This is a genomic window from Allobosea sp. LC85 (assembly GCF_000735605.1).
Classification (GTDB): domain Bacteria; phylum Pseudomonadota; class Alphaproteobacteria; order Rhizobiales; family Beijerinckiaceae; genus Allobosea.
Genome location: NZ_JPKG01000036.1, coordinates 1 through 25,158, shown reverse-complemented (window position 1 = coordinate 25,158; position 25,158 = coordinate 1). Strand labels below are relative to the sequence as shown.

Genomic DNA, 25,158 nt, shown 5'->3' with positions numbered 1-25,158 from the left:
CGCAAGCTCCAGCCCGGCATGCCCGTCGAGGTCTTCATCACCACCGAAGAGCGAACCGCACTCTCATTCCTGACAAAGCCATTCGCAGACCACGCCAGCAGGATCTTCAAGGAACGCTGAAACGGAGCCGGCGCGAGGGCAGGGGCAGTGCTCGCCCCTATTCCTGGCCTACTGCTGCAAGGCCGCCTCGATCCCGGCTGCAATGGCAAACAGGGTGCGATCGCCGCCGGTCTCGCCGGTCAGCATCAATCCGACGGGAGCCTCGCCAGGCGCATGGCAGGGCAGGCTGATCGCGCAACGGTCAAGGAAATTGCCGAGGCTCGGGTTGCGCAGCAGCAGCCCGTTCAGTCGGAAATACTCGGAATCCTCCTTCAGATCGTCAAGGCGAGGCGCCACGATCGGACAGGTCGGCATCAGCAGCGCATCATAGCCTGCAGTGAGTGAATCCATTGCCGCGATGATCTCGCGCCGGGCCAGGACGAGATCGAGATAATCGGCGGCAAGCGCCTGTGCGCCACTCGCGATCCGGCTGCTGACGCGGGGATCGTAAAGCGCGCCCTTCGTTTCGAGCAGCGCGCGGTGCCAGGCAAAAGCCTCCGGTGCCGCGAAGCCGAACTTGCTGTTCGCCTTGCCGATTGCCGCGAGCGGCGCGAAATCAACGTCGGTGATCAGCGCGCCAAGCCTGCTCAGGTGGCTGACCGCGCTGTCGAAAGCGGCGGACACAGTCGCATCCATGCCATCCCTGACGATCTGGGTCGGAATGGCAAGGCGCAAACCCGCAATCGGGCGCGGTAGTGGCGGCACGATCGACTCGGCCGCCAGGATGCCGTCAACGATGGCGCAACAGGCCACGCTGGCGCCGAGCGGCCCCAATGAATCGAGGCTGCTCGACAACGGGACAGCGCCATCGAGCGGCACACGTCGCGCTGTCGGCTTGTAGCCGACAATGCCGCAGAGTGCGGCCGGAATCCGGCATGACCCGCCAGTGTCGCTGCCGAGCGCAACCAGTGCCATGCCATCGGCAACCGCCACGCCGGAGCCAGACGAGCTTCCACCTGGAATGCGGCGCGAAGTCCGGTCCCAGGGACTGAGCGGCGTTCCATAATGTGGATTGGCACCGATTCCCGAATAGGCGAATTCGGTCATGTTGGTCCGACCGATCGGGATGAACCCAGCCGCGATCATGCGTGCGATCGTCGGCGCATGAGCCTTCGCCGGAGCCCGATCGGCCAGCGCGCGTGAGCCAGCCATGCTTCGCTCGCCGGCAACGTCGAAGAGATCCTTCACGGCGAAGGGAATGCCAGCGAATGGGCCCGCTGCACGGCCGGCGCGCCGCAGGCCGTCATGCGCGTCGGCGGACGCACGGGCACTGTCTGCCGAGACCGAGATGAAGGCGCGTCGACCTTCACCCGCCGGATCGGCGATCCGTTCGAGACATTCCTCGACCAGCGCGCGGGCGGTGATCGTTCCGCCTGCCAGAGCTTCGGCACAATCCTGCAACGTGCGCATGGTCATCGATTCTCCGAAACAGCCATCATGTCAGCCTGTATCCGGGCTGACGGTCGAAATCCATTCCTGAGGACCGGTGGCTCGACCATTCACACCGGGACGGCGCAGTCCGGCATCAATCGAACCGGGTCCAAGACAATGAGTTTGCATCGGAACCGATGGAACATCAGCAAGGAGCACATCAGCAAAGGGAAAGCCGCCAATCCAAATTGATACATTGCCATAAGAGGCTATCAACAATGAGCTTTCCGGTTTATCGGCTGGGTGGTTTCCGGGTCGTTTGGCCATTGCCGAGCAAAGAAAGACCCGGATCAACGGATCGATGATCATAGAACTCGGTTCCATAATATGTCTTATGCGAATCCGAGAGGCGCCGTCCGGCAGGCTGGTGGAGCCGTCACCAGATCTGGGCCTGACAGGACTCATGCCGGATTGTGGCGAACGCTTGAGCCGTCAAGTTTGCGGTGTGAACTGCCCTACTGCTGGTATGATCGGACAATTGGTCGCTGGAAGCACCCGCGCGCCGTCAGATGAGCTGGTTGCCCGGTCAATCCAGTCGGCACCAGCCTGGTACGGGAACAATCGACGGATCCGGCCACCATCTTGCCCCAGGGGCACTGACGTCCGGGAAGCCGAAAGACCGATCGGCCTCCCTGAACCATCATGGTGGCCTGCGTCGGTGAAAACCGCACCGTGTGGGCCTTTCAGACGAGTTCATCACGTGCGATCTGCGCGTGGCATTGGCTCGAAGGCACAACGGCGATGCCGTGACCGCGTTGGATTCAGCCGCTCGCGACTTGAATGTAACGGGTGAAAATATTCCAGGAAACTTTTGATTTGATTGACTCTACTATATGATCAAGTGCCACACACCACTGGCTGAGGTTTCCCTGCAGCCAGGATCATTCCAGAGCCGTCACGGTCAGGCTCCGCGCTAGCGACGCCGCGCCGCGGCGGCCGCGTTTTGCTACGTCTGAATTAGCGCCGGGACGTCCGGCTCATAGCCCAATCCGGCCATGATGCGGGACTAGGCTCCAGACGTGCTGGAAACTCCCCAAACGGAGCGGCGGACATGAGGCGTGACGATCATCAGAGCTGGATGTGGTCGGAAGCGATCGCGATGCTGACGCGGGCCGAGCACCTGCATCGACAGTTCTTCCAGCCACGCCAGGCAGCGCAACAGGTGTCCTGGGTTCCACCGGTCGATGTGCTCGAGCTGGAAAGTGAGGTCCTGATCCTGGTGGCCCTGCCGGGAGTGTGTACCGATCAGGTCGAAATCGCCATCGACGACGGCGAACTCATTGTGGCGGGCCGCCGCACCCTGCCCTCCGAACTCCGTACAGCGACCATCCATCGGCTTGAGATCCCACAAGGTCACTTCGAGCGTCGCGTTCCCTTGCCCCCAGGACGCTACGCGGCCGTGACGCGCAGCGACGCGAATGGCTGCCTGGTGCTCAGCCTGCGAAAATCGGTCTGAGGTCGGGTGCCGTTAGTGAACAAGTGCTTGGGAGGTGTTCATGCCCCACGAGGATCGAGAGCAGGAAACCGAGCAGCCGGCGGCATCGGCACCGCATCCGCCCGCGCCTTCGACCGTACCTCCCGACGCGCTGATCATCGTCCCTGTGCGCGATATGGTCCTCTTCCCGGGCACGGTATTCCCAGTCACGATCGCACGAGAACGTTCGGTCCTTGCCGCCCAGCAGGCGCTTCGCGAAGAGCGGCCGGTCGGCATTCTGATGCAGCGTGATCCCGAGATCGAGAATCCGGCTTGGACCGATCTGCACCGGGTGGGAACCGTGGCCAATATCCTTCGCTACATCAACACACCGGACGGCAGCCATCATCTTGTCCTGCAAGGGGAACAACGCTTCAGCCTGGTCGAGTTTGTCGTTGAGGATCCCTTCTTCGCGGCGCGCGTGCTGCGGATCGAGCAGCCTGATCTCCTGACCCCGGAGATCGAGGCCCATACGCTTCATCTGCGCCAACAGGCGCTCGAGGCGCTGCAGCTCCTGCCGCAGGTTCCGCAGGAGCTCATTGGGGCCGTCCAGTCGGCCGCTTCGCCCACGGCCCTGGCCGATCTTGTTGCCGCCTATCTGGATATCGGAGCCGAGGAGAAGCAGGAGCTACTCGAGACCATCGACATCACCAAGCGCATGGACAGGATTTCTCACTTCCTGGCCCGGCGGATCGAGGTTTTGCGGCTGACGCAGGAAATCGGCCGCCAGACCAAGGAATCGCTCGACGCCCGCCAACGCGAAGCGATCCTGCGCGAGCAGATGGTGGCGATCCAGCGCCAGCTGGGTGAAACGGACGGCCGGGGGGCCGAGGTCGCGGAACTCAGCGAAGCGATCGCCAAGGCCGGAATGACGCCGGAAGCGGAAGAGATCGCGCGCAAGGAGTTGCGCCGATACGAGCGCATGCCGGAGGCCGCCGCCGAGTCGGGCATGGTACGCACCTATCTCGACTGGCTGATCGAGCTGCCCTGGGCCCTGCCCGAGGAGCAACCGATCGATCTGGCTGCCGCCCGTCAGATTCTCGACGAGGATCATTTCGGGCTCGACAAGATCAAGCGTCGCATCGTCGAGTATCTCGCCGTGCGGAAGCTCGCTCCGGGAGGCAAGGCGCCGATTCTGTGTTTCGTCGGCCCTCCCGGGGTCGGCAAGACCTCGCTCGGTCAGTCGATCGCGCGGGCCATGGGGCGTCCCTTTTCGCGCGTGAGCCTGGGCGGCGTCCATGACGAGGCCGAAATCAGGGGGCATCGCCGGACCTATATCGGCGCCCTCCCCGGCAACATCATCCAGGCGATCGGCAAGGCCAAGGCGCGCAATTGCGTGATGATGCTCGACGAGATCGACAAGATGGGCCGGGGTATCCAGGGCGATCCCTCCGCCGCCATGCTGGAAGTGCTGGATCCGGAGCAGAACGGGACATTCCGCGACAACTATCTCGGCATCCCCTTCGATCTCTCTCGCGTCGTGTTCCTCACCACCGCCAACATGCTCGATACGATCCCCGGGCCGCTGCTCGATCGCATGGAGATCATCAGCCTCTCCGGATACACCGAAAGCGAAAAGCTCCAGATCGTGCGGCGTTATCTTCTGCACCGACAGTTCGAGGCCAACGGTATCGCGCCCGAGCAGGTCGAGATCGATGACGAGTCGTTGCAGCAGATCATCCATGACTACACCCGCGAAGCCGGAGTGCGCGGCCTCGAACGCGAGATCGGCCGCGCGCTGCGCCACGCGGCGGTGCAGATTGCCGAGGGCAGCGCCACGCATGTTCGCATCGGGTCCGATGATCTGACGGCTATCCTCGGTCCGCCCCGTTTCGAGAACGAGGTCGCCATGCGCACAAGCGTGCCCGGCGTTGCCACCGGGCTGGCCTGGACGCCGGTTGGAGGCGACATCCTTTTCATCGAGGCGACCCGCATTCCCGGCAGGGGCAGCCTGATCCTGACCGGCCAGCTCGGCGACGTGATGCGCGAAAGCGCCCAGGCCGCCCTCAGTGTGGTCAAGAACCGGGCCTCATCATTGGGAATCGATCCAAATGTGTTCTCGGATAGCGATATCCATATTCACGTCCCCGCCGGCGCCACGCCCAAGGATGGGCCGAGCGCCGGCGTCGCCATGTTCACCGCGCTGGTTTCGCTCCTGACCCGTCGTACGGTGCGAAGCGATACAGCCATGACGGGAGAGATCAGCCTGCGCGGGCTGGTTCTGCCGGTTGGTGGCATCAAGGAGAAGGTCGTCGCAGCCGCCGCAGCCGGGCTGACCCGCGTGATGCTGCCGGCCCGCAACCGCCGGGATTTCGAGGACATCCCGGAGGATGCCCGCAAAAGGCTCGAATTCATCTGGCTGGAAAAGGTCGATGACGCGATGACTGCCGCGCTCGAGGACAAGCCGGCGGAGCAGGCCGCCGCAGCGGAATGAGGACCTCATCTGGCTGTCCCCCGAGGCCGCGGCGCGCTCTCCCCCTTCTATTCCTGCCCCCTTCTATTCCTGGGTCCATTTCTCAATCCTCCTGGATCGCTCAACCCAGCGTAGGGATCGCGGGAGTAAGTATCTTGCCGCCCGATTGGATGCCCGAGGCTGTAACCTATGTCGTTCGGAAGGAAGTAGCAGCAAGACCCTGGCGTACCGGAGACCGGCCACGAATCGCTGGGACATGATTCGCTCTCCGGCATTTCGCCTCTCACGGAGGACAGCCGACGACCAGCGCCACGAAAACAGGCGCGGTTCCCGGACAGGCAGATTGACGCAGGCGCCCGACAACTCGACCGGACGCCTCTCCAGCCATTTATAGAAATCGGACGAAAATCGAGCAATGCGCCCAATATTTAGGCGCGGCCTCAACCTCAGCACGCCCCCGCACTGATACTTGCAGTGATTACTCACGGGCATACGTAGGGTTATCACTCTCGCCGTGAATATAACTACCGGTAATCAGCGCCAATTGAACAAGATTGGTCAAAAATATCAATCGATACTACAGGTAAACAATGGATATAACCTACAAGACGATGAAATAGCGCTATGGCCGCATACGCACCGTGCGGTCCCTCTCGGGAATGTCATCTTGACGCCGCCGACCTAGAGTTTCACTATTCCAAAGAGAATAAGGGCGAATATGTCGCTTTCTGGGAGGTCCAGATGCTTCAGGAGCTATCGCGCCGTCAGATTTTGAGAGGCGCAGGAACAGGACTGGTTGGAACAGGCATAGCTGCGCTCGGATTTGGGGAATCGGAACAGGCGCTTGCCCAGGCCGTGCGCCCCTTCAAGCTGGCGCGTACCACCGAGACGCGAAACACCTGCCCCTACTGCTCGGTCGCCTGCGGCGTCATCATGTACGGCCTGGGCGACAAATCGAAAAACGCCCATTCGGCGATCATCCATATCGAGGGCGATCCGGATCATCCGACGAATCGCGGTACGCTCTGCCCCAAGGGCTCGGCCCTGCTTGATTTCGTCCATTCCGAGACGCGCACGAAATTCCCGCAATATCGCGGTCCCGGCGAACGCGACTTCAAGCGCATCAGCTGGGAGAAGGCGCTGGACCGCATCGCGCGCCTGATGAAGGACGACCGCGACAAGAACTTCATCGCCACCAACCAGGACGGCGTGACGGTCAATCGCTGGTTGTCGACTGGGTTCCTGGCAGCCTCGGCGACGACCAACGAAACCGCCTTCATGACCTACAAGGTGGTGCGAAGCACCGGGATGCTGGCGTTCGACAACCAGGCGCGCGTTTGACACGGACCGACGGTGGCCAGTCTGGCCCCAACATTCGGTCGCGGTGCGATGACGAACTCCTGGACGGACATCAAGAATACCGACCTCGTCGTCATCATGGGCGGCAATGCCGCCGAGGCGCATCCTTGCGGCTTCAAATGGGTCACTGAGGCGAAGGCCCAGCGGGGCGCGAAACTGATCGTCGTCGATCCGCGCTTCACGCGCTCGGCAGCGGTCGCGGATCTCTATGCGCCGATCCGACAGGGCACGGACATCGCTTTCCTGCTTGGGGTGATGAAGTACTGCATCGATAACGACAAGATTCAGCACGACTATGTGCGCGCCTTCACCAACGCGCCCTACCTCGTGAAGGAAGGCTTCGGCTATCAGGAGGGTCTGTTCACCGGCTACGACGAAGCCAAGCGCGATTATGACCGTTCGAGCTGGGAATACGAACTTGGCCCGGATGGCTACGTCCAGATTGACGAGACGCTACAGCATCCGCGAAGCGTCTACCAACTCCTGAAGACGCATATCGCGGCCTACACGCCGGAGATGGTCGAGCGCATCTGCGGAACGCCCAAGGACAAGTTCCTGACGATCTGCGAGATGATCGCCGAGACGTCGGCGCGCGACAAGGTCATGACGTCGATGTATGCGCTCGGCTGGACGCAGCATTCCAAGGGCTCGCAGAACATCCGCTCGATGGCGATGCTGCAACTGCTGCTCGGCAATATCGGCGTGCGTGGTGGTGGCATGAACGCGCTGCGCGGCCACTCCAATATCCAGGGCCTGACGGATATCGGCCTGATGTCCAACCTCCTCCCCGGATACCTGACCCTACCCACGGACAAGGAGGTCGATTTCACGACCTATATGAGCACGCGCGGCTTCAAGCCGCTGCGCCCCGGCCAGATGAGCTACTGGCAGAATTACAAGAAGTTCATGGTGAGCTTCCTGAAGTCGATGTGGGGCAGCGCGGCGACCCCGGAGAACGATTTCGCCTACCAATGGCTGCCGAAGCTCGATGTGCCGGGCTACGACGTGCTGCGCACCTTCGAGTTGATGAACCAGGGAAAGGTGAACGGCTATTTCTGCCAGGGCTTCAACCCGCTGCTTTCCTTCCCCAATCGGAGCAAGGTCACGGCCTCGCTCTCCAAGCTGAAATTCCTGGTCGTGATGGACCCGTTGCAGACGGAGACATCCCGCTTCTGGAAGGACGAGGGCGTCTTCAACGATGTCAAGCCCGAGGCCATCCAGACCGAAGTGTTCGAGCTGCCGGCAACCTGCTTCGCGGAGGATGAGGGCTCCCTCGTCAATTCCGGCCGCTGGCTGCAATGGCACTGGCCAGGAGCCGAACCTCCCGGCGAGGCCAAGAGCGACGCCTGGATCATGGCGCAGCTCCATCTGCGCCTGCGGACGCTTTACGAGAAGGAAGGCGGCGCCTTTCCTGACCCGATCCTGAACCTGCATTGGCCGTATCGCGTACCGGACGATCCGATGCCGGACGAACTGGCGAAGGAGATGAACGGCTACGTTGTCTCGACCGTCACCGACCCGGTCGATCCGAGCAAGATCGTGCTGGAGAAGGGCAAGTTGGTCGATACGTTCGGGCAGTTGCGCGATGACGGTTCGACGGCGTGCGGTTGCTGGATCTACTCCGGCTCCTGGACCGAGAGGGGCAACATGATGGCCCGCCGGGATACAAGCGACCCCGGCAATACTGGCGCCTACGCCAACTGGGCGTTCTCCTGGCCGGCCAACAGGCGGATCCTCTACAACCGCGCTTCCGCCGACATCGACGGAAAGCCCTGGGATCCGAAGCGCAGGCTGATCGAGTGGAACGGCAGCAGTTGGACCGGGTTCGACGTGCCGGACATCGCACCGGCCGCCAAGCCGCGGGATGTCGGCCCATTCATCATGAACCCAGAGGGCACCGCGCGGCTGTTCTCGCGGGGCATGATGAAGGACGGCCCTTTCCCGGCTCACTACGAGCCGTTTGAAAGCCCGGTCGCCAACGTCATGGCGCCCAAGATCCGCGGCAACCCCGCCGCTCGCATCTTCAAGGACGATCTGGCGGCTCTCGGCACATCGGACAAGTTCCCCTATGCGGCGACATCCTACCGCCTGACCGAGCACTTCCACTTCTGGACGAAGCACGTCTGGGTCAATGCGGTGCTGCAGCCGGAATTCTTCGTCGAGATCAGCGAACAACTGGCCGCGGAAAAGAACATCCAGCCCGGCGGCTGGGTGAAGGTCTCGTCCAACCGTGGTTCCGTGCACGCGAAGGCCGTGGTGACCAAGCGCATCAAGCCGATGATTTGCGACGGCAAGACAGTCCATATCGTCGGCATCCCGCTCCATTGGGGCTTCACCGGTGCGGCAAGGAAGGGCTTCGGCCCCAACAGCCTCACTCCGTTCGTCGGCGACGCCAACATCGAGACGCCCGAGTTCAAGGCGTTTCTGGTGAATGTCGAGCCGAGCAACGGGCCGGTCACGAGCTGAGGAGGCGGCGATGGCAGGATTGCAGAGTCAGGACTTCGCCCGCATCTCGGCCACGACCTTCAGGCCACCGGATGTTCGGCATGATTTCGAGGTGGCGAAGCTTATCGATGTCTCGAAATGCATCGGCTGCAAGGCATGCCAGGCGGCATGCCTTGAATGGAACAATCTGCGCGAGGAGATCGGCTTCAACACCGGCGTCTACGACAACCCGCACGATCTGACGCCGAATACCTGGACGCTGATGCGGTTCACCGAATGGGAGAATGCGGAGAGCGGCAATCTGGAATGGCTGATCCGCAAGGATGGTTGCATGCATTGCGCCGATCCGGGCTGCCTCAAGGCCTGCCCTGCCCCCGGTGCCATCGTCCAGTACAATAACGGCATCGTCGACTTCGTCTCGGAGAACTGCATTGGCTGCGGCTATTGCGTGAAGGGTTGCCCCTTCAACATCCCGCGTATCAGCCAGGCCGACCACAAGGCCTATAAGTGCACGCTCTGCTCCGACCGGGTCTCGGTAGGCCAGGCGCCGGCCTGCGCCAAGGCCTGCCCGACCGGCGCCATCGTCTTCGGCACCAAGGAGGCGATGCTGAACCATGCCGAGGGCCGGATCACCGACCTGAAGTCGCGCGGCTTCAAGAATGCCGGCATCTACGATCCGCCGGGCGTCGGCGGCACGCATGTGATGTATGTGCTGCATCATGCCGACAGGCCGCAGCTTTATGCCAACCTTCCGCAGGACCCGAAGATCAGCCAAGTCGTCGAGCTGTGGAAGGGATTGACCAAATATACCGGCATGGCTGTCGTGGGATTCGCTGCCATGTTCGCCTTAGTCCATGCAACCATCGCAAGGCGCAACGATGTCAGCCGTGCGGAACACCGCGAGGCTGAGCATCTGATCGACGAGGAGGCAGCCCGTGGCCGTGAGGCGTGAGGAGGAGCGCACGACCGTCGACCGCTACCCCGGCCGCGTGCGCGTCAATCACTGGGTGACGGCGATCTCGCTGATCCTCCTCGCGCTCAGCGGGGCCGCCCTGTTCCACCCATCGCTGTTCTTCCTGTCGAGCTTTTTCGGTGGCGGCTCGAATACACGGATGCTGCATCCGTGGATCGGCGTAGTACTGCTGTTGAGCTTCTCCATCCTGTTCGTCCAGATGGTCCGCTACAATTTCTGGACCCGCGTCGATACCCAATGGATGCGCCATATCGGCGACGCCATGGCCGGTCGCGAGGAAAACCTCCCCGAAATCGGCAAGTACAACGGAGCGCAAAAGCTCATCTTCTGGCTGATGACGCTGATGATCATCGTCCTGTTCGGAACGGGGCTGATGATCTGGTACGAGTATTTCGGCACCAGCTTCACGATCGAGCTGCAGCGCTTCGCCCATATCGTGCATGCGCTCGCGGCAATCGCGATGCTCCTGATCGTCATCGTCCATATCTACGCCGGCTTCTATGTGCGCGGCACGATCAACGCGATGACGGAGGGCAAGGTGACGGGTGGCTGGGCCTTCCGGCATCATCGGCTCTGGCTGCGGCGTGAAGCCCGCGAGGGCGTCATCGACGAGCGGCAAGTGCCGCCACGCCATCATGGCGTGGGCCCGGCTGAATAGGATTTCGCGGGGCAACTTCGGCTGCTCCGCCTCGACGTGGCCCGTGCGGTTCGTGAGGTTGATGCTTGATGAGTGACAGCCAGGATTTTGCGACCTTCGAAGATGTCGGCATCGCCGAACGCGACAAACCCCCCTTCATCCGGCTTCCAGAACCACGCTCGATGTTCGGGCTGCGAGCCATGCGCTTCGCAGCGCTGGCACCGGGCCACCAGCTCCAGCCCTATCTGGCCTTTCTCGCTGCCCTCTCAACGGCGCAAGAGCAGCTGACAGGCGTGATCGCTCCGCCCGCGATGCCATCGCTCGCCGAACAGCGGAGCCGCGCGGCCAACGCGATGCCTCTGCTGCCGCGCATGGATCTGGCCGAGGACGAGGCGACGTCAGCATGTTTCGCAGAGCTTCTCGTTTTGCTCGATGAGGTCATCATGCCGGATCTGGCTCGCGCCGCCTTGAACCGGGCGAAAACCGCGGACACCGCCGCCCGCAGCGCTCTGTTCGCTGTCGTGCTCGATGACTCAGTGCCTGCAGAAACCGCCGCCGAACACATCTTCGCGGCCGCTGCGCTGCAGGTCGTTGCAGCCCGGCGCGCCGCGATGCTCGACGACGCCCTGCCGCAGCCCGTCGCCGACGGCGTCTGTCCGTGCTGCGGCGGACCGCCTGTGGCGAGCGCAATCGTCGCTACCGCGAACATTGAAGGTGTTCGCTATGTCCAGTGCTCGCTTTGCGCAACACAGTGGAACCATGTCCGGGTGAAATGCGTCTCCTGCGGTTCGACCAAAGGCATCGCCTATCAGGCGATCGAAGGGATCGCCGACACGATCAAGGCAGAGACCTGCGACGAGTGCCGGACCTACATCAAAATCCTGAACCAAAGGAAAGATGCGGAGTTGGAGCCAGTGGCCGACGATGTCGCGAGCCTCGGCCTCGACCTTCTGGTCTCGGAAGCAGGATGGCGCCGCGCCGGCGTGAACCCTTTCTTGCTCGGCTATTGATCATGCGTCTCCCGGAGGGAGCCTGATGAATCGACCTGAACGCTTCCGCCCACCATCCGTGGATGAGGTGCTGCGCAGCCCGTATTGCGAGCTCGCCCTCGCGCGCCACGGCCGGACGGCGACCACACAGGCGGTCCGTGAGGTTCTGGAGCGGATGCGCCAGGCCGAGCCGCCCTACCCTGCTCCCATCAAGGCGATCACCGAGCGAGCGCTGGCTCGCCTTGAGGATCGGGAGCGGCCGTCGCAACGACCGGTCATCAACCTCACAGGCACGGTGCTGCACACCAATCTCGGTCGTGCCCTGCTGGCGGAGGAGGCGATCGCCGCCGTCATCGCCGTCATGCGCTCGCCGACCAACCTCGAATATGACATCGAGGCCGGCAAGCGCGGAGAGCGCGACGCGCATGTCCGCGACCTGATCCGCGAGTTGACGGGGGCCGAGGACGCGATCCTCGTCAACAACAATGCCTCAGCCGTCCTGCTCGTGCTCAACACCTTCGCCCGGGAACGCGAGGCCATCGTTTCGCGCGGTGAGCTGATCGAGATCGGCGGCGCCTTCCGCATGCCCGATATCATGGCGCGTGCCGGCGCGATCCTGCGCGAGGTTGGCACGACCAACCGGACCCACCTGCGGGACTATGCCGAGGCGATCGGCTCCGCGACGGGGTTGATCATGAAGGTCCATACGTCGAACTACATGGTGCAGGGCTTTACCGCGGCCGTCGAGCCCGCAGAACTTGCGACTCTGGCCCATCAGCATGATCTCCCCTTCGTCGATGATCTCGGCTCCGGCACGCTGATCGACCTCGCGCGCTGGGGGCTGCGCCACGAGAAGACCGTGCAGGATGCGCTGAAGGGCGGCGCGGACCTCGTCACCTTCTCGGGCGACAAGCTGCTCGGCGGGCCGCAGGCCGGCTTTATCGCGGGCCGCAAGGAACTGGTGGCGCGGCTCGCGAAGAACCCGCTCAAACGTGCCCTGCGCCTCGACAAGCTGCGGCTTGCCGCGCTCGAAGCCACGCTGAAGCTCTACCGCAACCCCGACCGGCTGGCCGACCGGCTGCCGACACTGCGCCTCTTCACGCGCCCCGCTGCCGCACTGCGCAGCCTGGCCGAGCACGTGCAGCCGCAAATCGCTGAGGTGCTTGGCTCCGGCTGGATCGTCGAAATCGCCGATTGCTCCAGCCAGATCGGCTCAGGCGCGCTGCCGCTCGAAACGCTGCCGAGCGCCGGCATCGCGATGAAGCCATCCGGCAAGGCGTCAGGCGCAGCACTGGACAGGCTCGCTGCCGCCTTTCGCGCCCTGCCCCTGCCCGTGATCGGGCGCATCGCTCAGGGGGCGCTGGTCTTCGACCTGCGCTGCCTGGACGACGTGGACGCCTTCTTAGGTCAATTGCGCTCGTTGAAGCCCGAGGCCGGCGATGCCTCTGCTTGATCGCCTCCTCCGTCGCGACCGGCCGCTGCCGGCCGATACAGCCACAGCGATGGCTGCCGCCTCCGCAGCGGTCGAGCGCGGAGATTACGGCGCGGCCCTGGCAATCTGGGGCCCGCTCGCCCATGCCGGTTTCGCGCGCGCCCAGAACAATATCGGCGCCTGCTTTGCCGAGGGACTGGGCGTTTCGCCCGATCCGGCGCTCGCGCTGCGTTGGCTCTCGCTCTCGGCCGAAAGCGGCGATCCGGTCGGTCGGCGCAATCTTGCCGCGCTCCATTTCAAGGGTGACGGCGTCGAGCAGAGCGACATCGAGGCGTCCCGGCTCTACCGGCTCGCGGCCGAACAGGGCGATGCACCGGCGCAGGACATGCTCTCCTGGATGCTGCTCGAGAGTGGCTGTCCGGACGACCTGCCCGACGCACTGCGCTGGGCGGAAGCCGCGGCCAGGGCCGGGATCGCTCCCAGCATGACCCGGCTCGGCATGATGCATCACGAGGCGCTCGGCGTAGAGCGGAATCCGGTGCTGGCGGCACAGTGGTGGCAGCGCGGCGCCGATGCCGGCGACGTCGACGCGAAGGCCATGCTCGGCGCGGCCACGCTACTCGGCCAGGGCGTTACGAAAGACGCTGCCCGCGCGCTCGCACTTCTGCTGGACGCGGAGCGCGGCGGTAGTTTGCTCGCCGCGCCCTTCATCAAGGCAGCCCGCGCAGCCGTCGCGCCCGACGAGGCCGAGCCATGATCATCGGCACGGCGGGCCATATCGACCATGGCAAGACCTCACTGGTTAAACGTCTCACCGGTGTCGATACCGATCGGCTCAAGGAGGAGAAGGAGCGCGGCATCACCATCACGCTCGGCTTTGCCTTTTGGCCGCAGCGGGATGGCCGGATTGTTGGGTTCATCGACGTGCCCGGCCACGAGAAATTCGTGCACACGATGCTGGCCGGTGCCTCCGGCATCGACCTCCTGCTGCTCGTCGTCGCCGCCGATGACGGGGTCATGCCGCAGACGCGCGAGCATGTCGACATCGCCCGTTTGCTCGGCATCGAACAAGCCGTGGTCGCACTCACGAAATCCGACCTTGTCGAAGCAGCGCGCCTTGCCGATCTGCACAGCGAGATCGGGATCCTGCTTGCTGATACGCCCTTCCCGGACGCACCCATCCTGCCGGTCTCGACCGTGACCGGATCGGGTATCGCCGAACTTGCCGCGCTGCTGAGCGAGCGTGCGCAAACCTCTCATGCGCGCCGTAGCGATGGTGGCTTCCGCCTCGCCGTGGATCGCTGCTTCACGCTTTCCGGCGCCGGCACGGTCGTCACCGGCACGGTTCTCTCCGGCGCAGTCTCGGTCGGCGACAGCGTCATTGCCTCACCATCGGGCATTCCGGCGCGCGTGCGCTCGATCCACGCGCAGAACCGCCCCACTGAGCGAGGTTCTGCCGGCGACCGCTGTGCTCTCAATCTCGCCGGATCGGAGATATCCAAGGACGCGATCCACCGTGGCGATATGATCGTCGTTCCGCATCTCCATGCGCCAGCCACGCGTATCGATGCCGAGCTCACCATCGTCGCATCAGAGAAGAAGCCGCTGGCGATGTGGCAACCGGTGCGGCTGCACCATGCTGCGACCGAGGTGGGCGCCCGCATCGTCCTGCTTGGCGGCGAAATCGCGCCCGGCTCGACCGCCCTGGTACAGCTCGTGCTCGATAGCCCGATCGCAGCTGCAACGCTTGATCGCTTCGTGCTGCGCGACACCAGCGCCTCACGTACGATTGGTGGCGGCCGCTTCCTCGACCTGCGCGCGCCGGAGCGTCGGCGCCGAAGCCCGGAAAGGCAGGCCCAGCTGCTCGCCCTTGCCGAGACAGACGATGCGGAGGCGCTGGCAAGGCTGCTTGACGAGCCTCCGTATCATACCGAGCTTGAAGCCTTCGCGCGTGACCGCGCCCTCGGCCCCCGACAGGCTGAGGCGCTGACGGGCCGGCTCGGCCTCGTGCCGATCGGTGCTTCGGTCATGCTCCCACAGAACTGGGAAGACCTCTCCCGCTCGGCGATCGAGATACTGAAGGCCTATCACACCGACCACCCGGACCAACCGGGAATGGGGCTGGAAAGGCTACGACTGGCCGTGACGCCGCGCTTGCCTGCAGCCCTCTTCCGCACGGCGCTCACCCGGCTGGCGCAAGCCGGTGAACTCGTCGTCATCGGCTCCTGGGTCAGACGGCCCGAGCACGAGGTCAGGCTGACGCCGGAAGATGAGGCGCTCTGGGCACGCATCGCACCGCTGATCGGCTGCGGCGAGCGCTTCCGCCCGCCTCGCGTGCGCGATGTTGGTCAGATCCTCGGTTACCGCGAGGAGGATATCCGACGCCTGCTGCGCCTTGTCGGGCGTCGCGGCGACGTCCACGAGGTCGCACTTGACCACTTCTTCCTGCGCGATACGGTCGCTGAAATGGTCGGCATCGCCGCAGACCTCGCCGGGCATGCCCCGGCCGGGTTCAACGCTGCGCAGTTCCGCGACAGGCTCGATAATGGCCGCAAGGTCGCGATCCAGATCCTCGAGTTCCTTGATCGCCATGGGGTCACCATCCGCCGCGGTGATCTCAGGCGTATCAACCGCCAGCGGCTCGACTTGTTCGGTCCGCAGGCGCCTGCTCCTAATGGAGGAGAAGCGTCCCCGGTGGGGCGTCCGGACTTCAAATCCGGGAGGGGCTGTCAGACGGTCTCTGGTGGGTTCGACTCCCATTCTCTTCCGCCAGCTCACTGAGGCGCCATGACCGAACCAGAAGCGCCGGGCCTCAACCTGATGGCGATCTTCGAGCAGGCGGCCGAATCCGCCCGCCGGACCGAGGACACCTATCGTCGCGAGACGGCCGTGCGGATCGAGGCGCTCGCCAGGGAGCGGGCCAACGCCTTCCGAAGGCTCAACCTCGTGCGCACGACGACCAAAGCCCTCGCCGAGGCAGAGGATCCCGACAATGCGACTGCGCGCGCCAGGTTCATCGTCGCCGGTGCACTCGGCTGGGACGAGATCGGTCCACGGCAAGCGCTCGTCCTCGACAAGCTGATACCGGTCTTCGAGGCCATACAAGCTGAGATGAGCGCAAGCGAGGGGCCTTCCTGCCCGAGGTCGCAAGCCGCCCTGTACGCCTTCGAGGACTGGTACCGGCAGGAGACCGGCACGGAATTCTACGCTCTGTTCGAGCGCTACATGCCGGAGACCCCACGTGTCGACTTCTAAGGGGCTGGGGACCGATTTCGACGCATGGCTCGCCAAAGCGTTCCGAAAGGGCCCGTTCACGGCGCTGATCGTGCTGATCCGCATTGCGGAGCCGAAGGTCGAGCCGCTGCGCTCCACCTATGTCCATGTCATCGGCGACGAGATCGACTGGGGCGACATCATCCTGATGTTTCGCAGTGCCGGCGTGAACTGGGACGCCGTCGCGTTCTTCCCGACCCGCGGCGAGAAAGGCGGCCTGCTCGACGACGCGCTTGCCCGCACGCGCTTGCGCTCGCTGGAAGACGGCTTGGAGCGCGACCGGTTGGTACTGAACCACGGCGAGCTCTTCGACGCCTGGGGCCGCCGGATGCGGGTCAACGAAACCTAAAGCATCGGTCCGATGATTTAGCTGACGATCACCCGCGATGGGCCGGCCTCGACCGTTCCGACGATGCGGGCCGAGGGATATCGGGCCGCCCTCACCATGGTCAGAAACTCCTCCGCCCTCCCCGCCGCACAGGAGACCAGGAGGCCGCCCGAGGTCTGCGGATCGGTGAGCAAATGGCGCTGCCAGTCCGGTAGTCCGGCTGGCAGCTCGACGCCCTCGCCATAACTCGACCAGTTACGGTGCGAAGCGCCGGTCACGCGCCCGTCGCGCGCCAGTTGCTCGGCCTGCGAGAGGAAGGGCAAATCAGCCAGCCGCAGCCGCAAGGTCGCACCCGAGCCGCGCGCCATCTCCAGCCCATGCCCGAGAATGCCGAAGCCGGTCACGTCGGTGATCGCATGGACGTCGCCATCCCCTGCCAGTTCGGCGCCGACGCGGTTGAGCAGGGTGGTCGAGGCGATCATCTCGTCATAGGCGGCTTTCGACAGCAGCTCCTTCTTGAAGGCCGCCGAATAAATGCCGACGCCGAGTGCCTTGGTCAGGATCAGCGCATCGCCCGGCCTGGCGCCGCTGTTCCTGCGCAGGTTCGGCAGCTTCACCAGGCCGATCACGGCAAGACCGTAGATCGGCTCCGGAGCATCGATGGAGTGCCCGCCCGCGACCGGAATGCCGGCCTGCGCGCAGATCGAGGCGCCGCCTTTCAGGATCTCGCGCATCGTCTCGATCGGCAGCTTGTCGAGCGGCATACCGAGGATCGCCAGCGCCATGATCGGCTTGCCGCCCATGGCATAGACGTCCGAGATCGCATTGGTCGCCGCGATCCGGCCGAAATCGTTGGGGTTGTCGACCATCGGCATGAAGAAATCCGTCGTCGCCACGACGCAGGTCTCATCGTCGATCTGCCAGACCGCCGCATCGTCGCCGGTCTCGGTGCCGACGAGAAGCTGACGGTAGGGTCCGGCCGCAGGGTGATCCGCAAGCAACTGCTGCAGTACCGACGGCGCCAGCTTGCAGCCGCAGCCGCCGCCATGTGCCAGGCTGGTCAGGCGCGGGGGGGCCGTTCGCGGCGTGGCTTCGAGCTCAATCGTGTTGCTCATGGTCAGGTCTCCAGAAGAGCAGCGCCCGGTCCGCCTCGACGACTAGATCATCGGACCGGATATCGTATCCGGTCCGATGATCTAAGCTTTTTGTGTTTGCATCGGCTTTGCCCCGAAAACCGCAATCCACTTTTCGGGCCGATGCTTTAAGCCGTGATTTCGGCTGACTTGATCTGTATTTGAACGTGTCGGGATCGAGACAATCGAGCAGCGCGCCGGCGATTTCGGCCTGCGGATACATCAGGAATGCCAGCTTGTGGCGGGGTGGTTTCCGCAACCCACGGCTTGAGCTCTTCGGCCGAGCCCGACGCGCCGGCAAGCATCAGCAACGGGGCTACCCCCGGTACTCGCCAGGAGCGCCGTCGTCCGGCATTCAGTCGATGAGCGCCCCGAAACTCGGGAGCCGTGACCGTAAGCACGTCACATCTTGTCCCGAATGCTCCTGCAGGGTCAATTTCTACTTTCGCCACGGCGCGTGCTGCGGACATTCCGAAGGCGGCTCTTCCTGATCATGGAATATCGCCGCTGCTTCAAAGCGCGAGGCGCGCCCTCGCCTGCTCGGCCTGTGCCTTCGCCATTGCAATCAGCGGCGACCGGCGCGCGAGGACATCCTGGACTTTCGTCTTGTCCGCGCGCTCGGGCGCGCCTGAATCGAATGGCGGTTGCCGGTCGTATTCAAGCACGAGCTGGATCCGGCGCGCTGTCTCCTCATCCGCGAGCGCGGCAGCCAGCGTCAATCCGAAATCCAGTCCGGCCGTCACACCTCCGCCAGTGATCCGGTTACGTAACCGGCAGGTTCACCTCGCTAGGGACCGCCGCCCTGCCCTTCCAGAACAGATGGATTTCTGCCTGAAGCAATGAGAACACCGTCAGCGGTCCGACGAGATCAAGCAGGACCACGGCGCGTCATGTCATTCGTCACGGCTTGATCTCCACGGTATCAGTGAGGCGGATCATCTCGAAATCGGAGACCAGGATTTCGAGTTCGATGGTCCACCGACCGCCGATGGGAATGGCGAGACTTTCGACCTGCCAGTTGCCATCGTTCGAGCGGATGGCCTGACGCTCGATCGGCTCGACACCGGCCGAAAGGTTCGACATCACGCAGCGAACCTCTTTGACGGCGAGCGGACCAAACTCCCCGTCGAGCAGCGAAATTGTAATGGAGGCGGGTCCTGCACGTCCTGGCGAGACACGGATGTCCGCCATCGCCTTGGCGGCGTGAATGTGGACCGAGGCAGGCGGCGCGGCAGCGTTGAGAGATGCGCGCGGCGGCGGTGTGAAGCGCCAGATCGCAACGGTGCCAAGGACAAGGAACACCAGCAGGGTTTCGGCCGCGATCATGCGCCGCATCGTCTTGGCGACGACGCCCGTATGAAACTGGACAAGAGGCGTGAGCCGGTAGCGGTTGACGGCAGCGAGGCCGAGCAGGACCGTGACCCAGGCGAGCTTGATCAGCAGAACCCAGCCATAGCCGGTCGAAATCAGTGGGGCCGGCCGTTCGAGCTGAACTGCCGCCAGGATTCCGCCGCTGGCCAGCGCAAAGCCAACAACGACAGGTATCCAACGCGAGAACTGGCGCAGCATGGGGACTGCGTCAGGCTCCCGCAGAGCGAAGAACAGCGGCATCAGGGCCCCTGCCCAGGCGGAGACGCTGGTGGCATGAACAAAGACCGCAGCGCGCATCAGCCACTGCGGGCTGGCCGCGCTGGCATGGCCGCTCGCGGCGAGTGCCGCTCCCACGGTCATGAGGGCTGCTCCAGCGAGAACCTGCCCCGTGCGGCCGCGCACCACCAATGAGGTCAATCCAAGCAGAAATGCGACGGCTGCAGCCAGTGCCGTGCGGCCGAAGCTGCTGCCGGCGGCGGCCCTCCAGACGGCAGCCTCGCCCAGGCTCTCGACGGAGCGATCCAGGACATCGAGCCCTTGCGCTGCGAGAGCCAGCGGCAGGGCGGCGGATCCGAGCAGGATGAACAATCCGACCGGTCGCCGCGCATCGCGAGGCAAAGGGCCAACCCAGGCGGCGAAGGTTGCCCCGCCGAGCCCCATGAGCAAACCGAGATAGAGCCCGACCTTTCCCAGCCAAAGCGCAGTCCGCACAGCAGGGTCGGCCGCCGTCGCCGGCATCCGCGAGCCGTTGCTCGGCGCACCGATCGAGAAGACCACTGCGCCCCCAACCGGGTGTCCATCCTCGGAAATGATGCGCCAGCTCAGGGCATGCGTGCCTGCGGACAGGTCGGCGGGCGATTCGATCATCAGCGTCCTGTCCTTCAGCACGAACCGATCGAGCGTACGGGGCGCGCCGTCCGGCCCGATCAGCTTCAGGATGAGGGGCGATACCGGTTCACTGAAGCTCAAGGTCAACAATGCGGGAACGTTGGTCACGACCGCCCCGTCCGCCGGTGAGGCGGCGATCAGCGCAGCATGAGCGGTGGCGCGTCCTGTCATCGCCGCGGCGACCGCCAAAGCGCAACTCAGGACGAATAGGAGGCGAAGGGGCCAGCGCATGGCAACTCCCAGTGGCCGGGCACGAAGCCCGGCCACCTTGATCGGTTCACTTTTTCGGGGTGAGCTTCAGGCCCGGCGCCGGAAACTTGTAGTCGTCCGGGCTCTTGCCTTCGGCGGGGATCTCGATCCAGCGTTCGACGTCGCCGCCTTCGCACTCCTGGACGACCGGTACGTAGAGGATGGTATCCGCCTTGAGGTCGGAGGTCAGGTAACCGCGCAGCACGAATTCGTCATAGTGCTCGTCAAGCAGCCTGCCCCCGCTCCAGACCACCTCTTTCACGCCTTCCGAAGTCGGCGTGCCGTAGTAGTCGAAAGCTTTGCCATAGGGACCCTTCACTGCTTCCAGTATCCAGCCGGGCTTCGGCATCGGCTTGATCGCGATCACGCCTTCCGGGATCCGGACGCGGACCTTGGTCGTCGCGGCTCCCTTGCAACCATGGGGTACACGCAGCACGGCCTTGTAGGTCGAGCCGACCGGAGCCTGCTGCGTTTCGAGGGTAATATGAGCGAGCGCACCGGTTGCTCCCAGGGTGACGAGCATCGCTGCGAGGAGATGGGTCTTCATGGCGTAATCCTTGATCGGTGAGAGCGGTTTTGCGACGGGCTCGTGAGAGCGCCTTATGACGCTCGATGCTTTTGAGAGTGGTCATCGAACGGTGAGTGCCGGCCGATGGCGGTGATCCGGAAAGGCTGCGTCGGTCAGATTGCGATCAGCAACGGAACCGCTGGCATGGTGATCCGAGGCATGGCAGGCGCGAGCCCGGTGCTTTATTCGCTTGCCGAACAGACATCGCGCCGAATACTCGGAGGATCCGCGATTCTGCTGCCCAATTGCTAGGAATGGCGGGCAAGTCGGCTTTGAAGCCGAGATCGCGCAATGAAGCGGCCGTGCGTGCCGGAACGCAGCCCGGCTGCTCAGGTCTCAGGCGGGGGCGGTGCGCGGGGATTGGCGGGAGATCGGCCGGCAACAAAGCCATGAGGCACGTCGAGATGCCGGATGAAGGCATTTCGGTCGACGATCCGGTAAACGATTGGCAGATAGCCGATTGCTGACGCAACGCCCGCGTGAGCGGAATGTGAGCAGCCCAAAGCGCAGCCGCTCATCAGATCGTGCTCGGCTGTGCCGCGTTCGCTTGTGTCCCCCGGCGACGACGCAGTCGGCGAACAAAGCGTGATGGCCAATGTGCGATCGAGAGCGATGCTTGCAGCATTCGCACCGGAAACAAGCCCAGTCAAAACCACCTGGAGCACGAGCAGATAAGCCACGGCGACCGCGACCCAACCGCTCGATCCTGCTCTCTGGCGCCATGCGGACAAGGGCTGCCCTCCTGACGCTTGGATAGCACTGCTGTTGGCCGCGTCAATTGCCGAGGCGCAAACGAGCTTCGAGCAGCGCCACGGTATTTTCTAAGGTAGAATAATTCAATTCTATATCTATTATAGATTGTATATGTATTGCTGCACGTAAAATACGTCAGAAAACACTGTGTTAAATTTACAATTGCGAATCCTAACGATAGTTGACTACATCCATTCGCAAATGGACTGGGATATTTCAGTGAATAACAAATCAAATCTATATTCTTCGGCGGTTTTTCTTTTTACAATCTTTCAAAACACGGTTTGTTACTCGCAGGTCATCGCGGATGCGGGCAGTGCTTCAGCGCCGTTCACGCTCGACCAGATCACGGTCACGGCGACACGAGGTGAGAAGCAAGCTCTTGATGTTCCCGGGGTTGTGAACGTGATCTCGCGCCAGGAACTCGACGAGCGCATGACGCGCGACATGCAGGACCTCGTGCGCTACCAGCCGGGCGTCAGCGTCAATCGCCTCACCAGCGGCACCGACCCGTTCGGCAATCTTGATGGCTTCACGATCCGCGGGGTCGGCGGCAACCGCGTCCAGATGCAGGTCGACGGATCGCGCGTGATCGAACGCATCACCGATGGCAACCGCAACTTCGTCGAAATGCCCTTCCTGAAGAGTGTCGAGATCGTGCGTGGCCCGGGCTCGGTGCTCTGGGGCGCCGATGCGCTGGGCGGTATCGTCGCCTATCGCACGCTCGATCCGCAGGACCTGCTGAAGCGCAAGGACAAGCCCTATGCGGTACGTCTCGATGCCGGTTATGACAGTTTCGACCGCTCCTTCACCAAGACCGGCATCGCGGCCTTCAGGCTCACGCCTGCCCTCGAAGCCATCGTCGGCTTGAGCCAGAAGACAGCGGAGGAAGCGAAGCTCAGCCGCGCCCGGGCCGATGGCGGCCGCTGGGGCTGCCCCGTGCCATCCGCGGCCGCTTCGACAACGGTTGGTTCTCGGTCGGCGTCTTCCATGCCGACTACAAGGACTTCATTCAGAACTTCGCACCGATCCCCGGCTCGACCGATCTGACCTATCGCAATCTCTCAAGCGTGAAGATTTCCGGCATCGAGGCTTCGGCCGAATGGAAATTCCACGAGCGCTGGCTCGCCAATGTAGCGGTGAGCTACCAGTACGGCACGCAAAACACCGACGCTGGCGCTTTGACCACGCCCTACAACTCGACCACTCCTCTGACCGCCGTGGCCGGGCTGAAATACCTGATGCCGGAACATGGGTTGGAGGCCGAGGTCATTGGAACATTCGGGGCGGGCGTCACCCGTGCCAGCGCGCCGTCCATCTTCAAGCCGGCAGGGTACACCGTGTTCGATGCCTTCCTGAACTGGAAGCCGACTTCGCACATTACCCTCCGCGGTGGCGTGCAGAACATCTTCGACCGCCGCTACTTCTCGAGCGTCTACAATTTCGACAAGGTTCCGGCTTCGGCCGCAGTCGCTGCGACCAACCCGCTCGAACTGCAGACCGCGCCTGGGCGCACTTTCAAGCTGGCTGCGTCCGTCGAGTTCTGAGACGCGACGACCCTTGCGTCACCATTGACGGGCTGCGGCTGTACAGGCGCGGTCAGTCACGCGACGCTCCGATCGAGACCCCGGAGCGTCGCCTCTTTTCTTTGGAGCCTCCGATGACAAACACCACTCATCCACGCGAACTGCTGAAACAACCCCCGGCCGAAATCCTGGCAAGCCTGCCTGCCATGGGCCGCGTGATGCTGAGCGCGCGCTCAGGCGGCGCGACCCATGAGCGCATGGGCGCGGTTGGCGCCGTCACCATCGACGGGAACAAGGCGCGCCTCGCAGGCGAGTTCCACGACAGCACGCTCGATCTTTCCGTCGTGATCCGGCTGGTCGCGGACCGCACCAGCAAGATGCGCGACCGGGTGCTGCCCAGGCTCGAGTGCCAGGACGCTGCCGGCGATGTGCTGTTCAGCCTGATCGGGCTCGACGGGGTGGAGCTCTTCGACAAAGCCCTTGCCCCATTCGGCCCCGGCGAGGCCCTTGAGCCGGTCGAGCGCGAGAGCTCTGCCGGAGGCGGATCGCCTGATGTGCCGGAGGATGATCTGGGCGCCGCGACCTTCGCCGCGATCCTGCGCAATGCCGTTCCGGTTTCGATCGATTTCACGAAGCCGGGCTTGGCCCAGCATTGGAGAGGCGCACTGCCGGAGCCGAAGCCTGCCATGGGCTTCGTCAACATCATGCAGGGCGCCTTCCACCTTCACTTGCGCGTCGGCGCGGTCACGAGCTGGCTTCGGCACGTGGTCGGTTCCGAGGTTGAGCTTGTAGCGCATGACGCCGACGGCCAGCCGTTCGGCCTTGTGTTGCGCGGCCCGGCCGCGGCCTTCGACGGTGTTTCGCTCGGCAACGCCCGTGGCTGAGTCGTCTCCCGGTGCCGGATCCGTATCCCTCGCTCATCCGCGTGCGACCTGGCTCTTGCCGGAAACCGGCGAGGCCATTGCCCAGCACGACCTGATGCGGGCGATGGCGCAGAAGCGCGTCGTCCTGCTTGGCGAAAGCCATGACATCGCCGAGATCCATCGCTGGCAGCTCCATGTCACGGCGTTCCTGCACGTACTGCGGCCGCAGATGGCGGTCGGATTCGAGATGTTCCCGCGGCGGGTCCAGCCTGTGCTCGACGCCTGGGTCGAGGGCGAGATGGACACCGCAAGCTTCCTGGAGCGGTCGGATTGGGCACAGGTCTGGGGTTTCGATCCCGAGCTCTACCTGCCGCTCTTCCATTTCTGCCGGCAGCAGCGCCTGCCGATGCTCGCGCTCAACTGCCATCGGCCGCTGGTCACACGCGTCGGCCAGGTCGGTTGGGACGCGATCCCTGTCGATGAGCGCGACGGCGTGACGCCGGCTGCCCCCGCGACGGAGGGGTATCGGCGCTATCTCGCCGGAATCATGAGTGGTTTCGCCGGGCCGGATCGCCCGCGCGCCATGGAGCCGGACCGGTTCGACCGCTTCATTCGAGCCCAGCAGACCTGGGATCGCGCCTTTGCCTGTGGCATCGCCGATTATCTAGCAAGGGCACAAGGCGATCCGCTCGTCGTCGGCATCATCGGGCGCGGCCATCTCGAATACGGCCATGGCACGCCCTATCAGCTCCGCGATCTTGGCATTGACGAACTGGCTGTTCTGCTGCCGACCGACCGCGTCAGCCACGACGCGGAAGCCCTGAAGGGCATTGGCGACGCGATCTTCAGGCTCGACACGCCAGAGCCGCCTTCGCCGCGACGCAACTCGCCCAGGGCCACTTCGTGACGAAACTCATCACCCAGATCACGCTGTTGACGCGGCTCTGCATCAGC

General features: G+C 63.8%; 21 protein-coding genes, 1 tRNA gene and 1 pseudogene. 16 read left to right on the top strand and 7 right to left on the bottom strand.

From position 1 onward, the window contains the following. Positions 1-168: 168 nt before the first annotated feature. Positions 169-1,515 (bottom strand): amidase, encoded by a 1,347-nt coding sequence (locus FG93_RS18505; RefSeq protein WP_043236977.1) that lies wholly within the window; start codon positions 1,513-1,515, stop codon positions 169-171. A gap of 24 nt (positions 1,516-1,539) precedes the next feature. Then, positions 1,540-1,839, bottom strand: a complete 300-nt coding sequence (locus FG93_RS32495; protein WP_152579505.1) for a hypothetical protein — start codon at positions 1,837-1,839, stop codon at positions 1,540-1,542. A gap of 742 nt (positions 1,840-2,581) precedes the next feature. On the opposite strand from FG93_RS32495, the gene FG93_RS18500 reads away from it, so the two are divergent. From FG93_RS18500 to FG93_RS18430, 12 genes and pseudogenes are all read left to right on the top strand, one after another. After that, positions 2,582-2,986, top strand: coding sequence for an Hsp20/alpha crystallin family protein (locus FG93_RS18500; protein ID WP_043236976.1), 405 nt, complete (start codon positions 2,582-2,584; stop codon positions 2,984-2,986). 40 nt (positions 2,987-3,026) lie between these two features. After that, positions 3,027-5,438, top strand: coding sequence for an endopeptidase La (gene lon, locus FG93_RS18495; protein WP_043236975.1), 2,412 nt, complete (start codon positions 3,027-3,029; stop codon positions 5,436-5,438). 720 nt (positions 5,439-6,158) lie between these two features. Beyond that, entirely contained in the window at positions 6,159-9,242 is a 3,084-nt protein-coding gene (gene fdnG / locus FG93_RS18485) for a formate dehydrogenase-N subunit alpha (RefSeq protein WP_081881644.1), read from the top strand. Between the two features lie 10 nt (positions 9,243-9,252). After that, entirely contained in the window at positions 9,253-10,173 is a 921-nt protein-coding gene (fdxH, locus tag FG93_RS18480; protein ID WP_043236971.1) for a formate dehydrogenase subunit beta, read from the top strand. Continuing rightward, on the top strand, positions 10,157-10,852 hold the full coding sequence (locus FG93_RS18475) for a formate dehydrogenase subunit gamma (protein ID WP_052513919.1): 696 nt from the start codon (positions 10,157-10,159) through the stop codon (positions 10,850-10,852). The genes fdxH and FG93_RS18475 overlap by 17 nt, the downstream gene beginning before the upstream one ends. A 68-nt stretch (positions 10,853-10,920) precedes the next feature. Continuing rightward, positions 10,921-11,841, top strand: a complete 921-nt coding sequence (fdhE, locus tag FG93_RS18470) for a formate dehydrogenase accessory protein FdhE (RefSeq protein WP_043236969.1) — start codon at positions 10,921-10,923, stop codon at positions 11,839-11,841. 25 nt (positions 11,842-11,866) lie between these two features. Continuing rightward, positions 11,867-13,273, top strand: coding sequence for an L-seryl-tRNA(Sec) selenium transferase (selA, locus tag FG93_RS18465; RefSeq protein WP_043236968.1), 1,407 nt, complete (start codon positions 11,867-11,869; stop codon positions 13,271-13,273). Beyond that, positions 13,260-14,009: a tetratricopeptide repeat protein gene (locus tag FG93_RS18460; protein ID WP_043236966.1), complete on the top strand. Its 750-nt coding sequence runs from the start codon at positions 13,260-13,262 to the stop codon at positions 14,007-14,009. The genes selA and FG93_RS18460 overlap by 14 nt, the downstream gene beginning before the upstream one ends. After that, a pseudogene (gene selB / locus FG93_RS31955) lies at positions 14,006-15,823 on the top strand (selenocysteine-specific translation elongation factor); the annotation flags it as partial. The gene FG93_RS18460 and the pseudogene selB, both read left to right, overlap by 4 nt. Before the next feature lie 105 nt (positions 15,824-15,928). Then, positions 15,929-16,024 (top strand) — tRNA-Sec (locus FG93_RS18440). A gap of 15 nt (positions 16,025-16,039) precedes the next feature. Next, complete coding sequence (locus tag FG93_RS31290) at positions 16,040-16,507, top strand: hypothetical protein (protein ID WP_052513918.1); 468 nt, start codon at positions 16,040-16,042, stop codon at positions 16,505-16,507. After that, positions 16,494-16,874 (top strand): hypothetical protein, encoded by a 381-nt coding sequence (locus FG93_RS18430; RefSeq protein ID WP_043236956.1) that lies wholly within the window; start codon positions 16,494-16,496, stop codon positions 16,872-16,874. The genes FG93_RS31290 and FG93_RS18430 overlap by 14 nt, the downstream gene beginning before the upstream one ends. Positions 16,875-16,891: 17 nt before the next feature. Here the strand turns inward: FG93_RS18430 and selD are convergent, their stop codons facing one another. The 5 genes from selD to FG93_RS18410 form a co-directional block, all read right to left on the bottom strand. Next, entirely contained in the window at positions 16,892-17,968 is a 1,077-nt protein-coding gene (selD, locus tag FG93_RS18425) for a selenide, water dikinase SelD (protein ID WP_052513917.1), read from the bottom strand. Further along, positions 17,952-18,209, bottom strand: coding sequence for a hypothetical protein (locus FG93_RS33160; RefSeq protein WP_162531538.1), 258 nt, complete (start codon positions 18,207-18,209; stop codon positions 17,952-17,954). The genes selD and FG93_RS33160 overlap by 17 nt, the downstream gene beginning before the upstream one ends. 289 nt (positions 18,210-18,498) lie before the next feature. After that, positions 18,499-18,705 (bottom strand): hypothetical protein, encoded by a 207-nt coding sequence (locus tag FG93_RS33310; protein WP_200878129.1) that lies wholly within the window; start codon positions 18,703-18,705, stop codon positions 18,499-18,501. Between the two features lie 181 nt (positions 18,706-18,886). Continuing rightward, positions 18,887-20,476: a CopD family protein gene (locus tag FG93_RS18415; protein WP_043236954.1), complete on the bottom strand. Its 1,590-nt coding sequence runs from the start codon at positions 20,474-20,476 to the stop codon at positions 18,887-18,889. A 46-nt stretch (positions 20,477-20,522) separates the two neighbouring features. Continuing rightward, positions 20,523-21,041 carry a YcnI family protein gene (locus tag FG93_RS18410; RefSeq protein ID WP_043236953.1) on the bottom strand — a complete coding sequence of 173 codons (519 nt, stop codon included), beginning with the start codon at positions 21,039-21,041 and terminating at the stop codon, positions 20,523-20,525. Between the two features lie 921 nt (positions 21,042-21,962). Here FG93_RS18410 and FG93_RS18400 point away from each other — a divergent pair. From FG93_RS18400 to FG93_RS18385, 4 genes are all read left to right on the top strand, one after another. Further along, positions 21,963-22,865 (top strand): TonB-dependent receptor plug domain-containing protein, encoded by a 903-nt coding sequence (locus FG93_RS18400; protein ID WP_210165829.1) that lies wholly within the window; start codon positions 21,963-21,965, stop codon positions 22,863-22,865. After that, positions 22,748-23,362, top strand: a complete 615-nt coding sequence (locus FG93_RS18395; RefSeq protein ID WP_348270484.1) for a TonB-dependent receptor — start codon at positions 22,748-22,750, stop codon at positions 23,360-23,362. Before FG93_RS18400 ends, FG93_RS18395 begins: the two co-directional genes overlap by 118 nt. A 113-nt stretch (positions 23,363-23,475) precedes the next feature. Next, on the top strand, positions 23,476-24,225 hold the full coding sequence (locus FG93_RS18390; protein ID WP_152579504.1) for a hypothetical protein: 750 nt from the start codon (positions 23,476-23,478) through the stop codon (positions 24,223-24,225). Next, on the top strand, positions 24,218-25,111 hold the full coding sequence (locus FG93_RS18385; protein WP_043236943.1) for a ChaN family lipoprotein: 894 nt from the start codon (positions 24,218-24,220) through the stop codon (positions 25,109-25,111). The genes FG93_RS18390 and FG93_RS18385 overlap by 8 nt, the downstream gene beginning before the upstream one ends. The last annotated feature ends 47 nt before the right edge of the window (positions 25,112-25,158 follow it).

What these genes read in the sequence shown, in the direction of transcription:
- FG93_RS18390 (WP_152579504.1), top strand. Translation starts at nt 23,476, where the DNA reads ATGACAAACACCACTCATCCACGCGAACTGCTGAAACAACCCCCGGCC.
- FG93_RS32495 (WP_152579505.1), bottom strand. Translation starts at nt 1,839, where the DNA reads ATGATCATCGATCCGTTGATCCGGGTCTTTCTTTGCTCGGCAATGGCC.
- fdxH (WP_043236971.1), top strand. Translation starts at nt 9,253, where the DNA reads ATGGCAGGATTGCAGAGTCAGGACTTCGCCCGCATCTCGGCCACGACC.
- lon (WP_043236975.1), top strand. Translation starts at nt 3,027, where the DNA reads ATGCCCCACGAGGATCGAGAGCAGGAAACCGAGCAGCCGGCGGCATCG.
- FG93_RS33160 (WP_162531538.1), bottom strand. Translation starts at nt 18,209, where the DNA reads ATGTATCCGCAGGCCGAAATCGCCGGCGCGCTGCTCGATTGTCTCGAT.
- selA (WP_043236968.1), top strand. Translation starts at nt 11,867, where the DNA reads ATGAATCGACCTGAACGCTTCCGCCCACCATCCGTGGATGAGGTGCTG.
- FG93_RS18415 (WP_043236954.1), bottom strand. Translation starts at nt 20,476, where the DNA reads ATGCGCTGGCCCCTTCGCCTCCTATTCGTCCTGAGTTGCGCTTTGGCG.
- FG93_RS18500 (WP_043236976.1), top strand. Translation starts at nt 2,582, where the DNA reads ATGAGGCGTGACGATCATCAGAGCTGGATGTGGTCGGAAGCGATCGCG.
- fdhE (WP_043236969.1), top strand. Translation starts at nt 10,921, where the DNA reads ATGAGTGACAGCCAGGATTTTGCGACCTTCGAAGATGTCGGCATCGCC.
- FG93_RS18410 (WP_043236953.1), bottom strand. Translation starts at nt 21,041, where the DNA reads ATGAAGACCCATCTCCTCGCAGCGATGCTCGTCACCCTGGGAGCAACC.
- FG93_RS31290 (WP_052513918.1), top strand. Translation starts at nt 16,040, where the DNA reads ATGACCGAACCAGAAGCGCCGGGCCTCAACCTGATGGCGATCTTCGAG.
- FG93_RS18460 (WP_043236966.1), top strand. Translation starts at nt 13,260, where the DNA reads ATGCCTCTGCTTGATCGCCTCCTCCGTCGCGACCGGCCGCTGCCGGCC.
- FG93_RS18505 (WP_043236977.1), bottom strand. Translation starts at nt 1,515, where the DNA reads ATGACCATGCGCACGTTGCAGGATTGTGCCGAAGCTCTGGCAGGCGGA.
- selD (WP_052513917.1), bottom strand. Translation starts at nt 17,968, where the DNA reads ATGAGCAACACGATTGAGCTCGAAGCCACGCCGCGAACGGCCCCCCCG.